Origin of the sequence: Bradyrhizobium sp. 17, assembly GCF_023073515.1 — a bacterium.
Lineage (GTDB): Bacteria > Pseudomonadota > Alphaproteobacteria > Rhizobiales > Xanthobacteraceae > Bradyrhizobium > Bradyrhizobium canariense_D.
Genome location: NZ_JADPJQ010000065.1, coordinates 274,023 through 287,337, shown reverse-complemented (window position 1 = coordinate 287,337; position 13,315 = coordinate 274,023). Strand labels below are relative to the sequence as shown.

The following is a 13,315-nucleotide window of genomic DNA, read 5'->3' as shown; positions in this document are numbered from 1 at the left end:
TGATCCCTGTCACTTAGATCGGCTTCGTCCATCCCAGCCAATTCATCAGCAGTTTGAAGCGCTTGTCGTCGGTAATCAGTGCCCACGCAAGGCTTACAAAAAGCCACACTCCGCGCAGCTTTACACCAAAGCTTGGGCCAAAGCCAACCCGCGGGCCCGATTACGGGCATGCACCTGCAACCCGCGGGCCAGAGTGGTTAATCCTGGCGCCATCGCAAGGGTTCCAAGCTAGCCCGGTTCCTCGGCAAGGTTTTCCGCGTGGGGAAGCTATTTTTCGGCGGATTCGGGAGGGTGAGGGCCCTGTGAGGGAGGTTCCGTGATCTCCAGCGCGCGCGGGTTCCCTGGAATCAAAGCAGCAGCAACGCCGACGGCGGCGTGCGATCATGAAAAATTGCCGGTGCGCGCTGCGTGAGATAGGCGGCTTTGAAGGCGGCCCTTACTGGACGTCGAGCGGCGCGGTGCCGGTCGCCTGGCCGCTGGCGTCGGTGGTGATCTTGTCGACGCGCGCCTCGGCCTGGCGCAGCAACTCCTCGCAGCGGCGCTTCAGGGCCTCGCCGCGCTCGTAGATCGTCACGGATTCCTCGAGCGGCACCTTGCCGTCCTCGAGCCGTTTCACGATCGTTTCGAGCTCCTCGATGGCGCGTTCGAAGGTCAGCCTGGAGATGTCGATTTGGGTATTTTCGGCCATATAAGTTTCCGATTGCCCGATTCGCTTCACGTCGGAGAAAGCAAAGTTTTGCGGGCGCAATGTGGCGGGTGTGTCAGGCGCCCATCAGGGCGCCGACATGCGCCGTAACAGATTCTTTCAGTCCTTGCAGGTCGTAGCCGCCCTCGAGCACAGAAACAACGCGCCCCCCGGCGGTCTTGTCGGCGAGGTCCATCAGCTTGCGCGTCACCCAGGCATAATCCTCCGCGCGCAAATTCAGCGACGCCAGCGGATCGCGATAATGCGCGTCGAAGCCGGCAGAAATGACGAGCAGTTCCGGGCTGAATTTTTCGAGCTGCGGCAGGATCAAATTCTCGAATGCGATGCGGAATTCCGGCCCACCGTCCTCGGAGGCGAGCGGCGCGTTGACGATGGTGTCGTGGTCGCCGCGCTCGCTCTTGGCACCGGTGCCCGGAAACAGCGGCATCTGGTGCGTCGAGCAGTACATCACGGTCGGGTCCGACCAGAAGATGTCCTGCGTGCCGTTGCCGTGATGAACGTCGAAATCGACGATGGCCGCGCGCTTGATGCCGTATTTGCGCTGCGCGTGGCGCGCGGCGATCGCGACGTTGTCGAAGAAGCAGAAGCCCATCGGCTTGCCGATCTCGGCGTGGTGGCCGGGCGGGCGCACCGCGACGAAGGCGTTGCGATGCTCGCCCGCCATCACCGCTTCGGTTGCCGCGACCGCGCCGCCGACGCCGCGCATCACCGCTTCCCACGTGCCCGGCGACATCGAGGTGTCGCCATCGATATAGACCTGTCCGCTGGTCGGCGCGATGTGGCGCAGCTCCGTGACGTAGTGCTCGTTGTGGCAGAGCGTGACGAGATCGAGATCGCCCTCCGGCGCCTGGTCGCGCGCCAGGAACTGGAAGCGCTCATGCGACAGCGCCTCCTCCACCGCGCGCAGGCGGTCCGGCCTTTCAGGGTGTCCCGGCGGCGTGACGTGGTCGAGGCAGGCCTTGTGGGAGAGGAGAAGCGTACTCATCAGTCGGCCTCATGGGATGCGGGCTCTCGACGTCGCTTGGCGCATCCGGCGCCAAAACGCAAATGCAAAACCCAATCTATGCGTTCCCCCGGGAATGGCAAAGGGTGGCCCCGGACCGGCCCGTTTGATCCGGATCAATTCACGCGCAGGATGCGGCTCAGCGGCAACGGCCCGATCGGTCCGTGCGCCCTGAAGAACGCAAACAGCGCGTCGGCGTCGTAGCCGCCATATTGCGGCCCCGTGCCTTGTTTGGCGGCCGTAAAGCCGTCGCCACCGACTGCGAGGTAATCGTTGAGGGTGACGCGGTAGCCGCTTCCGGCTTCGATCGGCCTGCCATTGAGCGTCATCTTCTCGTTGATCACGCGCTCGCCGAATGGCTTCGCCGCATCCCAGGCGTAACTGAACCCGTTCGAGACCTGGAGTATCCGCGGCCGCTTCGGATCGAGCCATTGCTGCTCCAGCATATCCTTGAGCTGGCTGCCCGTGAGCGTCATGGTGACGAGCCGGTTGCGGAACGGCTGGCTGGCGAAAACGTCGCCGAAGGTGATCGCGCCGTTCTCCTTTGGAACGATGTCGGTGCGGATGCCGCCGGGATTGGTGAGCGCGATGACGGAGCCGCCGTCCTTGGCGTCCCTGGTCGCGGCGAGCTGCGCGTCCGCAATGACGTCACCGAGCGGGCTTTCGCCGGCCTCGTTCGGCACGCGTGACAGCGTCTGCGTCACCGATCCAGCCGGGCGATCGGCGATCGGCGCCGAAAGCCTGTCGTACGCGTCAATCAGTGCGGTCTGCTCGGGATCCCTAGGCAGCGAGGCATTGGCGACGAGGACGTTCTCGGCCCTGGCGCTGACGATGTCGCGCGTTGCCGGATCGAGCTTGAGGTCGATCGCGGTGACCAGAGTACCGTATTTGTCGCCGCTGGTGACGAGCCGCCCGTCAATATCGCAGACATAAGCACGATGGGTGTGGCCGCTGACGACGAGGTCGACGGCGCGATCGAATTTTTTCACGATGTCGACGATCGGCCCCGTGATGGCAGGGCATTCATTGTAGTCGCCGGCCGGCTCGCCGCCCTGGTGGATCAGCACCACGATCGCCTCGACCCCACGCGCTTTCAGCTGCGGCACCAGCGCGTTCACCGTCTCGGCTTCGTCGCGGAATTCGAGGCTGGTGATGCCCGATGGCGAGACGATGCCCGCGGTGTCCTTCAAGGTCAGCCCGATGAAGGCGATGGGGATGCCTTCGAATTCCCTGATCTCGTAAGGCGGCAGCACGCTCTTGCCCGTCGCCGTCTCGATGGTGGACGCCGCTAGATAGCGGAATTTGGCGCCCGTAAAGGAATGCGGCCCCTGACAGCCGTCGACGGGATGACAGCCCCCGTTCTGCATCCGCAGGAGCTCGGTCTTGCCTTCGTCGAATTCGTGATTGCCGACCGAGCTGATCGCGAGCCCCATCATCGAGAGCGACTCGATCGAAGGTTCGTCGTGGAACATCGCCGACAGGAACGGGCTCGCGCCGATCAGGTCGCCGGCGGCGACGAAGATCGTGTTCTTGTGGCCCTCGCGCAGCTGCTTCACCAGCGTCGCCATGTATTCGGCACCGCCGGCCGCCACCATCACCTTCCTGGACTTGTCCTCGGGATCGCTGATCCGGATGCCGCCCGGCGGCGGGCGCAGACTGCCGTGGAAATCGTTGATCGCCAGGATGCGCAGCTCGACGGGTGCGGCGGTTTGGGCGGACGCGGGCAGGGCGGCGAGCGCGAGCGAGAAGACGGTCAGCCGGAGAACATGTTGCATGAAACCAGACTAGTCGTTCCGCACGAAGATTTCACGAAGCTTTCTTCCTTCTCCCCTTCCGGAGAAGGTGGCGCGAAGCGCCGGATGAGGGGGTGCCTCCGCAAATTAAAATGTGAGTTCGACTCGCGGATAGAACCCGTCACCCGTCTCGCCGCTTTGCGGCGAGCCAGGCTCTCCCGCCATGGGAGAGGGAAGACAGCCTACCGCTTCTTCCTGTTCATAAACGCGTTGAACGCGGCGGTGGCTTCTTCCGACTTCAGCCGCTCGCCGAACAGATGGGCCTCCTGATCGATGCGGCGGGTGAGCTCCTCGGATGCGACGCGGAGCAGTTTGCGCGAGATCGCGACCGCTTCGGCGGGAAGCCGGCAGATATCGCGCGCCACCTTGCGTGCCTCGACCTCGGTATGACCCGGCGAGACCACGGTGTTGACGAAGCCGGCGGCATGCGCTTCCGCGGCCGTAAAAGTCCGTCCCATCACCAGCATGGCGAAGGCGCGCTGGTAGCCCATCGTGTTCGGCATCAAGAGGCTGGACGCGCCGACCGGCACGAGCCCGAGATGGATGTAGGGCGCGGAGAAGGTCGCCGCGTTCGAGGCCAGCACATAGTCGCAATGGAACAGCATCACGGTGCCCATGCCGATCGACGCGCCGTCCACGGCCGCGATCACCGGCTTGGCGTTGAGAGCTAGCGAATAGAGAAACTTGGCGCCGTCGGACAGCGTCTCGGGACGCGACGTGTCGGCGTGCATGAAATCGTCGATGTCGTCGCCGGCGGTGAACACGCCGGAGCCCCCGGTGATGATCATGCAGCGGATGTCGGGATTGTTCTGCGCGGTGTCGATCGCGCGGCTCATCTCCCGATACATGTCCTGCGTGATCGCGTTCTTCTTGCTCGGGCGGCGCAGGGTGATCACGCGCGTTCCGCGCTCTTCGCTGACGACGATATTGCCATTCGGCATGAGGGGCCCCTGCGGTCGCCGCGATACTGACATTGGCTAGACTCGCGAAACGTCAGCCTACATCATCTTGCAGGCGTGCCAATGCGCTAGCGCGACCTTTTGGAGACCGAATTCGCCCGAGACGGGCGCATCACGCTCGCCGCCGTGTTCCGCGTTGCAATGATCAACCGCCATTTTCGATTGAAAAACCACTGGTTGTGGTGCACGATCGCCTCGCGCCGTTCCATTTGGCCGATTGCCCGATTGATGATTGCCGCCACTCGTGTTGACGAATCCTCGCTGCACTATCGCGGCTGGCGCGTCGTGCTGGCCTGCTTCCTGATGGCCTTCTTCATGTTCGGCTTCGGCCTGTACGGTCAGGGCGTCTATCTCGCGGAACTGCAGCGCGCCCATGGCTGGCCGGGCACGCTGGTCTCCGCGGCCAGCACCTTCTCCTTTCTCCTGACTGCCGTCCTCGTCATCTTCACCGACGATCTGCTCGCCCGCATCGGGCTGCGGTCGCTGATCCTGTGCGGCCTGTCGGCGCTCGGCGCTTCGACGGTGCTGCTGGCGCTGCTGCAGACGCCGTGGCAGCTCTATCTTGCTTATGCGCTGATGTCGGTCGGCTGGACCGGCATGGGCACGGTGGTGATCGCGACCGTGCTGAACTCCTGGTTCGAACGGCGCCGCGGGCTCGCGCTCAGCCTCGCCTACAACGGCGCGACCTGCGGGGGCATCGTGCTCGTGCCGCTGCTGCTGTCGCTGAGCGGCAGCATCGGCTTTCGTTCCGCGATGCTGGCGGCCACGCTGGCGATGGTGGTGCTGGTGCTGCCGGTGGTGGTCATCTTCACCGGGTGGCGAACCGAAATGCCGCCGACGTCGGGTGGGAATCCATCCACTGGCGGCACTGCCTTGCCTTCGGTTCACTCACGCAAGACGCTGCTCGCCAACGCGGCGTTCTGGACCATGGTGCTGCCGATCGCGGTCGCGCTGCTGGCGCAGATGGGATTCATCATCCATCAGGTGACGTTCCTCGAACCGCTGATCGGCCGCGCCAGTGCGGGCCTTGCCGTCACCGTCATGGCGGCGATGGCGGTGGTCGGGCGCCTGTCGCTCGGCCTGTTCGTGGACCGGCTCGATCCGCGGCTCGCCTGCGCGGCATCGATGACGAGCCAGGCGGCGGCGCTGTTCGTGCTTCTGCAAAGCACGAACCCGACCGTGCTGCTCGTGTGCTGCGCCGTCTACGGTTTCTCGATCGGCAACATGATCACGTTCCCGCCTTTGATCATCCAGCGCGAGATCGGCGCGAGCGCCTTCGCCGCTGCGATGGGGCTGGGCACCTCGATCAGCGGCATCGTCAGCGCCTTCGGCCCCGGCATCGTCGGTCTCGTGCGCAGCGTAACCGGCGACTACACGAGCGCGTTTGCGATGTGCGTGGTGCTCGACGTGGTGGCGGCGAGCGTCGTACTATGGCGGCCGGGGCGACGTACGAAGCTCGCGGCTTCGTAGCCCGGATGGAGCGCAGCGCAATCCGGAATTCGTGTCACCAGCAATGATGGCCCCGGATTGCGCTGCGTTCCATCCGGGCTACGCGTCCCAGCTACCCCAACAGCACCGCATCCGCTGCCGCGACCGACTCCGCACTCTCCGTCACGGTGCGCTCGAGCGCGCCGGCCTGCACCGCGATGTTCTCGGCGAAGAAGCGCGCCAGCGAGACGTAGCGCGCGGCGTCCGCGATGCCGTCGGATTTCGCGGCGAGCGCTTCAGACGCCAGCATGCAGCCGCCGAGCGTGGCGCCGAACTGTTGCAGATACGGCGTCGCGCCGGCCAGCGCCTCGTTCGGCGCGGAAGGAAGGCGCTCCAGCAGCCATTTGCTGGTGCGCGTCAGCGCCTCCAGTGCCTCACGCAATTTCACGCCCGTGGTGCCGAAGGCGGGATCGTTGGAGGCTTCGACCTGCTTCACGATTGCGGAGAGTTCGTCGAGCAGCGCCCACACCGACGCGCCGCCGTTGGCCGCGAGCTTTCGCGTGACGAGGTCGATGGCCTGGATGCCGTTGGTGCCCTCGTAGATCGCGGTGATGCGGGCATCGCGATAGTGCTGCGCCGCGCCGGTCTCCTCGATGAAGCCCATGCCGCCATGCACCTGCACGCCGAGATAGGCGACCTCGTTGCCGATGTCGGTCGAATAGCCCTTGGCCATCGGCGTCAGCAATGCCGCACGCGCGGCAGCGTCGGCGCGGACCTTCGGATCCCTGGCACGCGTCGAGACGTCGATCGCCACCGCGGTCGCATAGCAGATGGTGCGCGCCGCAGCGGTCTGCGCCCGCATCCGCATCAGCATGCGCTTGACGTCGGGATGCACGAAGATCGCATCGGAACCGTCACCCTTGTTGCCGAGGGCGCGGCCCTGCTTGCGCTCTTGTGCGTACGACAATGCCTGCTGATAGGCACGGTCGGCAACACCGACGCCTTCGAGGCCGACGCCGAGGCGGGCCTGGTTCATCATCGTGAACATGCAGCGCATGCCCTGGTTCTCTTCGCCGACCAGGAAGCCGATCGCGCCGCCATGATCGCCCATGGTCATGGTGCAGGTGGGGGAGGCATGCATGCCAAGCTTGTGCTCGACGCCGGAGGCAAAGATGTCGTTGCGCGCACCCAGCGAGCCGTCTTCGTTGACCATGAATTTCGGCACGAGGAACAGCGATATCCCCTTGGTCCCTGCGGGCGCGTCCGGCAGGCGCGCCAGCACGAAATGCACGATGTTGTCGGTCATGTCGTGCTCGCCGTAGGTGATGAAGATCTTCGTCCCCTTGATGCGATAGGTGCCGTCGGCCTGCTTCTCGGCGCGGGTGCGCAACGCGCCGACATCGGAGCCGGCCTGCGGCTCGGTCAGCTGCATCGTGCCGGTCCATTCGCCGGAGACGAGCTTCTCGAGATAGATTTTCTTCAGCTCGTCGCTGCCATGCGCGTCCAGCGCCTCCATCGCCGACGCCGTCAGCAGCGGGCAGAGGCCGAAGGCGACGTTGGCGGCGCTCCAGATCTCGGTGCAGGCGGCGTTGATCGCGAGCGGCAGGCCCTGGCCGCCGAAATCCTCGGGGCCGGAGACCGCGTTCCAGCCGCCCTCGGTCCAGCGCTTGTAGGCATCCGGCCAGCCCGGCGCGGTCGTGACCTTGCCGTCGCTGAGCTTGATGCCGTGCTCGTCGCCGACCCTGTTGAGCGGCGCCAGCACGTCGGTTGCGAACTTGCCGGCTTCCTCCAGCACGGCGCTCACGATATCGCCGTCGAAATCGCCGTAATGGCCGGCCTCCATGGCAGCTTTCAGGCCGGCGCCGTGGTTGAGCGACAGCAGCATGTCAGAGATCGGCGCGCGGTAGGTCATGGCTCACTCCCGTGGACAGTTCTTGGCGCCGTATTCCCATGAAACGGGGGAGGTCTCAACTGTCAGAAGGGGTGGCAGAACGCCCGTCGGGAACGGGGCGGCGTAGCGCTGATATTAGGCATGGCGCGACGCCACCGGCGCTTGTGGTATTTTGCCCCTCCGGGCGGTTGAAATGCCGCGCCTCTCCCTATAGACCGGCACCACTCGAGGGAATCCGCGGACGCTCCTGTCGCCGCCGTTTCCCGAGGGCCTGATGGGGCGTAGCCAAGTGGTAAGGCAGCGGATTTTGATTCCGCCATTCGGAGGTTCGATCCCTCCCGCCCCAGCCAGCGCGCAAGCTGCTCGCGGCGCTTACTCCGTCGCTTCCATGTGGTTTTGGTCCACCACCCGCAGCGTCCGTCGCACCATGCCCTCGACAATGACCGCCGATTCGCTTGGACGCAGATGGATCGCCGTGGACCTGAGCAGCCATGGCAACACCGCCTGCTCAAGCCGCTCTTCATAGGCGTGGCGCATCATGTCGAATGCCATCAGGCCCGGACCCGCCAGGATGACATGGTGCGGCCGCAGCACGGATATCGTTGCTGCGACCGCCTCGGCGAGCGCGCGACCCGCCTGCAGGAATAGGTGCTCGAGACGCGGATCGCCGCCCAGCGCGCGCTCGCGCAACAGGGCCATCTGTCCCTCCGATGGCTGCTGCGAGTCCGCCGGCGGCAGATCGAGAAAGGTGCGGGCGTCGCGGTAGAGCGCGTAATCGGCAAGATAGGCCTCGATACAGCCGCGCTGGCCGCAGCGGCATTGCGGCCCGTCCGGCGCCAGCTTGACATGGCCGATCTCGCTGCCGGCGCCCCAGCGTGCTTCACCATCGGCAACGACGCCCATCCCGATGCCGTGACCGACCATGATCGTGGCCGAGAGGCCTTGCGCCAATGCCGGTTCGGCGGCCGTGAGGGCGAGCGCGACCGCGACAGCGTCGTTCGCCATGACGACATCGACGCCGAACGCCTGACGTATCGGCGTCGCCAGATCGACTTCGGTGATCGACAGTGCGGGACTCCACAGTGTCGTGCCGGTGTCGACGTTCACGATGCCTTGCAGCGCAATCCCGATTCCTAACAGCCGATGGCGCGGCGTCGCCGTCGCATCGAGCAGCGCATTGATCTGCGCAATCACGAGATCGCGCAGCGCGCCTGCATCGAGCGCGCGGGTCGACAGTGCAAGTCGCGACTGCGCCACGCCGGAGCCCCGGAAATCCGCGATCAGCGTCTCGATCAGGTTCATGCGCACGGAGACCGCGGCGATGCGCCCGAACTCCGGATTCAGGGTCAGCAGCACGGCCGGCCGGCCGCGGCGGCGGCCATTCAGCGCGTCCGCATCTTCTTCCTCGCCGTCCTCGGACCACGGCGTTGCCGCCGTCTCGGTCTCACAGAGCAGCTCTTCTGCGATCAGCCGCGACGTCAGGCCGGAAACGGCCGGGAAGCTCAGCCCTGTACTCCGGGCGAGCGCCACGCGCGGCAGCGGCCCTTGGCGTCGCAAGACATCGACGAGACGGCCGCGGTTGGATTCACGGGCGGTGTTTGACACGCGTCTGGACGGCTCAATTTGGTCAACCATGCTGCTTCTTTAATTCATCAGGTAAATTTAATGGAGGGGAATGGGATGCGTGTGTGACCGGAAAAGCACAATCGGATTCGGTTTTCAGCAGCCATATTTACTATTATCGTACCATCTGTACTATTTAGACTTGAAGAAGGGGCAAGTACATCCTGATCCGGCTGGTTTGCCCTGCGGCATTTGTTCGCGACGTAAATAAAAGATAGCGCATAAGCGCTGTGAAACCCCTGAACGGGGGTGACCCAAGGGAGGTGTACATGAACGAATCGCTGAAGAAACTGATGGTGTCGCTGTTTGCGACCGCAGCTGCGCTGGCCATTGCCACGGGGGCGGCGCAGGCCCAGCAGAAAAAGACCATCGCGCTGGTCACCAATGCCGCGGCCGATTTCTGGACGATCGCCGGCCGCGGGCTCGAAAAGGCTCAGAAGGAGCACCCGGAATACGACATCCAGTTGATCGTCACCAACGAAGCGACGGCGGCGGGCCAGCGGCGCGAGCTGGACGACCTGCTGGTGCGCGGCGTCGCCGGCATCTCCATCTCGGTCGACGATGCGCCGCACGCAACCGAAGAGCTCAACAAGGTTGCGGCCAAGACCGTGTTGATCACGACGGATAGCGACGCGCCGCAGAGCAAGCGTCTCGCCTATATCGGCACCGACAACGTCGCGGCCGGGCGCCAGGCAGGCGAGGAGATCAAGAAGGCGTTGCCGAACGGTGGCAAGATCGCGCTGTTCGTCGGCACGATGGACGCGGACAACGCCCGCGAGCGGGTGCAGGGTATCAAGGACGCGATCGCCGGCACCAAGGTCGAGCTGGTCGACGTGTTCACCGACCAGGTGGACTTCGCCAAGGCCAAGGCGAACATGGAGAACGTGCTGGTCAAATATCCCGACATCGCGCTGTTGTCCGGCCTCTGGAGCTACGAGACTCCGCTGATCTATGACGCAGTCAAGGCGGCTGGCAAGGCCGGCAAGGTGAAGATCGTCGGCTTCGACGAGGATCAGCGCACGCTGCGGGGAATATCCGACGGGACGATCGAGTCCACTGTCGTGCAGCAGCCGTACGAGTTCGGGTATCTCTCCGCCATCAACATCATCAAGACGCTGAACGGCGACAAGTCCTGGATTCCGGCCGACAGCAAGCTGATCGTGCCGACCCAGGTGGTCAGCAAGTCCAACGTTGCGGAGTTTACCGCTCATCTGAAGGAGCTGCTGAAGAAGTGACTTCAGCGTGCTTCACGGCCCGGCCGCCGCGGTGGCCGGGCTTTGGGCGGGAGGGAAGCGGAGAGATGGCAGAGACACTGCTGGAGCTCAGCGGGATCAGCAAGACCTATCCCGGGGTCAGGGCGCTCGACGACGTCAATCTGCGCGTCTATCGCGGCGAAGTGTTGGGTTTGATCGGCGAGAACGGCGCCGGCAAATCGACGCTGATGCGCGTGCTGGGTGGCGTGATCGCGCCGAGCGAAGGCGTGATCCGCATCGGCACCAGCGAGTATGCCCGAACCACGGTGACCGAGGCGACGCGGGCCGGCATCGCCTTCGTGCACCAGGAGCTGAACTTGTTCGAGAATCTCGACGTCGCAGCCAACGTGTTCATCGGGCGCGAGAAGCTGATGGGCGGGCCGCTGAAGCTGGTGGACAATGCCGAGATGCGTGCTCGCGTGACCCCGCTGCTGGAGCGGCTGGGTGCCGATTTCGCGCCGGACACGCTGGTCGAAGACCTCTCCATCGCCGAGCGGCAAATGGTGGAGATCGCCAAGGCGCTCTCGATCGACGCCCGCGTGATCATCATGGACGAGCCGACCTCAAGCCTGACGATCTCGGAGACCGAACGGCTGCTGGAGGTGATTGCCGATCTGAAGGCGCACGGCATTTCGGTGATCTATATCTCTCACCGGCTCGGAGAGATCATGACCTGCGCTGACCGCGTCGTGGTGCTGCGTGACGGTCGCACCGTGGGAGAGCTGGCGCGGAACGAGCTAAGCCATGCCGCGCTGATCCGGTTGATGATCGGTCGCGACCTCAAAGCGCTGCATACCCCGCCGAAACAGGCGCCGCGGCCGGGCGGCTGCGATATCGTCGGCGCCGTGACATCGGCCTTTCCCGACCGGCAGGTTGATCTTTCCGTGCGGCATGGCGAGATCCTGGGACTGGCGGGGCTCGTGGGCGCTGGCCGCACTTCTCTTGCCCGCGCCGCCTTCGGCATTGACCCGCTGCTGGGCGGCGAGATCAGGATCGACAACGCACCGGTCGCTGTCGCATCGCCGCGCGACGCGATCAGCCAAGGCATCTATCTGGTGCCGGAGGACCGCAAGAAATCCGGGCTCGTGCTGGAGCTGCCGATCCGCGAGAACATGACGCTGGCGAGCCTATTGGATCACGCGCGGATGTGGCTGGTCAGCGGCGCGGCCGAGCGCAAGGTCGCTAAAGAGCAGGTCAGGCGCCTCTCCATCAAGGCGCCAAGCATCGATATGGAGGCCGTGACGCTCTCCGGCGGCAACCAGCAGAAGGTCGTGCTCGGCAAATGGCTGTCCATGCAGCCGCGCGTGATGTTCTTCGACGAGCCGACCCGCGGCATCGACGTCGGCGCCAAGGGCGAGATCTACGCGTTGATGCGCGAGCTTGCCGACCAGGGCGTCGCGATCGTGATGATCTCCTCGGACATGGAGGAGGTCATCGGCGTCTCCGACCGCGTGGCGGTCATGCATGAAGGCGGCGTCAGCGGCGTGCTCGAGCGGGAGCAGTTCAGCGAATACAACGTGTTGCGACTGGCCATGGGCCAGGCGCTGGAAACCGCGGAAGCGGCCGCGCCATGATCAGGAAAGAGCTCGGTCTGGCATTGCTGCTGGTGGTGATCGCCGCCATCACGGGCGCGATCAATCCCGCCTTCCTGTCGCTGGTGAACCTCTTGAACATGGCCAATCTGATCGGCCTCTTCGGTGTGTTCGCGCTCGGCGAAGGGCTCGTGATCATCACCGGCGGCATCGACCTGTCGCTCGGCTCGATGTTTGCGCTGCTCGGCGTCGTGTTCGTCGATCTTCTGACGACCTACCAGGTGCCGTGGCCCCTGGCGCTGCTGGCAGTGCTGCTGGGCGGGCTGGTGCTCGGCGGCATCCAGGGGTTCCTGATCACCCGCCTGAAGATGCAGCCCTTCATCGTGACGCTGTGTGGGTTGCTGATCTATCGCGGCGCCGCGCGCTATTACACGAGCGATTCGACCCGTGGCTTCGGTTACGGCGACGAGGCGGCGACACTGAGCAACATCGCCTCGGGCAATTTGGCGGGAATCCCGAACACCTTCATCCTCCTGATCATCCTTGCGCTGATCCTTGGCGTGCTGCTGCACCGCTCGGTCTACGGGCGCTGGCTTTATGCCGTCGGCAAGAACGAGGAGGCGGCACGCTTCTCGGGCATCAACACCAATATCGTGATCGCAACCGCCTATATCATCAGCGGCGGACTCGCCGGAGTTTCGACGGTCTTGTTCGTGTTCTACACGAACTCGGTGTCGCCGAGCTCCTTCGGAAATTTCTACGAGCTCTACGCGATTGCGGCCGCCGTGCTGGGCGGGTGCAGCCTGCGCGGCGGCGAGGGGTCCATTCTCGGTATCGTGCTGGGCACGGCGCTGCTGCAGGTGCTGCAGAACCTGGTGAATATCCTGGGCATTCCGAATTCGCTGAACTTCGCGGTGATGGGGACGGTCATTCTGATCGGCGTGTTGGCGGATCAGCAATTGCAGGCGCGACGGCGGCGCAAGCTGGCACTGGCCGGCGTCGCCCGCACTGCGCCGAAATCGACATTGGCGGAGCAAGTCCAGGGCACGTCACCGCGCGCCGCGGATGCATTGCCGGCGAGAACGGTTGATCGGGCATGACAGATCCACGCCCAGTTGACACAAGGC

General features: G+C 64.8%; 10 protein-coding genes and 1 tRNA gene. 5 read left to right on the top strand and 6 right to left on the bottom strand.

Annotated elements, in window-relative coordinates:
- Positions 1-436: 436 nt before the first annotated feature.
- The 4 genes from IVB13_RS11095 to IVB13_RS11080 form a co-directional block, all read right to left on the bottom strand.
- Positions 437-688, bottom strand: a complete 252-nt coding sequence (locus IVB13_RS11095) for an exodeoxyribonuclease VII small subunit (RefSeq protein WP_007594646.1) — start codon at positions 686-688, stop codon at positions 437-439.
- A 73-nt stretch (positions 689-761) separates the two neighbouring features.
- Entirely contained in the window at positions 762-1,691 is a 930-nt protein-coding gene (locus IVB13_RS11090; protein ID WP_247488883.1) for a histone deacetylase family protein, read from the bottom strand.
- Positions 1,692-1,825: 134 nt separating this feature from the next.
- A complete protein-coding gene (locus IVB13_RS11085) occupies positions 1,826-3,484 on the bottom strand; it encodes a bifunctional metallophosphatase/5'-nucleotidase (RefSeq protein WP_247488881.1) in 1,659 nt (552 codons plus the stop codon).
- A gap of 200 nt (positions 3,485-3,684) precedes the next feature.
- Positions 3,685-4,443, bottom strand: a complete 759-nt coding sequence (locus IVB13_RS11080) for an enoyl-CoA hydratase-related protein (protein ID WP_018456264.1) — start codon at positions 4,441-4,443, stop codon at positions 3,685-3,687.
- A 246-nt stretch (positions 4,444-4,689) separates the two neighbouring features.
- Between IVB13_RS11080 and IVB13_RS11075 the strand changes: the two genes are divergently transcribed.
- Positions 4,690-5,931 (top strand): MFS transporter, encoded by a 1,242-nt coding sequence (locus IVB13_RS11075; protein ID WP_085395572.1) that lies wholly within the window; start codon positions 4,690-4,692, stop codon positions 5,929-5,931.
- Positions 5,932-6,022: 91 nt separating this feature from the next.
- Here IVB13_RS11075 and IVB13_RS11070 read toward each other — a convergent pair whose 3' ends face one another.
- The gene (locus IVB13_RS11070; protein ID WP_247488879.1) at positions 6,023-7,801 is read right to left on the bottom strand and encodes an acyl-CoA dehydrogenase; all 1,779 of its coding nucleotides are present in this window, start codon (positions 7,799-7,801) and stop codon (positions 6,023-6,025) included.
- 254 nt (positions 7,802-8,055) lie between these two features.
- Here IVB13_RS11070 and IVB13_RS11065 point away from each other — a divergent pair.
- A tRNA-Gln gene (locus tag IVB13_RS11065) sits at positions 8,056-8,130 on the top strand.
- Between the two features lie 22 nt (positions 8,131-8,152).
- On the opposite strand, the gene IVB13_RS11060 is transcribed toward IVB13_RS11065, so the two are convergent.
- The gene (locus IVB13_RS11060) at positions 8,153-9,415 is read right to left on the bottom strand and encodes an ROK family protein (protein ID WP_247488878.1); all 1,263 of its coding nucleotides are present in this window, start codon (positions 9,413-9,415) and stop codon (positions 8,153-8,155) included.
- A 257-nt stretch (positions 9,416-9,672) separates the two neighbouring features.
- Here IVB13_RS11060 and IVB13_RS11055 point away from each other — a divergent pair, with 257 nt between their 5' ends.
- From IVB13_RS11055 to IVB13_RS11045, 3 genes are all read left to right on the top strand, one after another.
- Positions 9,673-10,638 (top strand): sugar-binding protein, encoded by a 966-nt coding sequence (locus IVB13_RS11055; protein WP_085352214.1) that lies wholly within the window; start codon positions 9,673-9,675, stop codon positions 10,636-10,638.
- Between the two features lie 65 nt (positions 10,639-10,703).
- Positions 10,704-12,230, top strand: a complete 1,527-nt coding sequence (locus tag IVB13_RS11050) for a sugar ABC transporter ATP-binding protein (protein ID WP_085352050.1) — start codon at positions 10,704-10,706, stop codon at positions 12,228-12,230.
- The gene (locus tag IVB13_RS11045; RefSeq protein WP_204510524.1) at positions 12,227-13,288 is read left to right on the top strand and encodes an ABC transporter permease; all 1,062 of its coding nucleotides are present in this window, start codon (positions 12,227-12,229) and stop codon (positions 13,286-13,288) included. Before IVB13_RS11050 ends, IVB13_RS11045 begins: the two co-directional genes overlap by 4 nt.
- Positions 13,289-13,315: the final 27 nt, after the last annotated feature.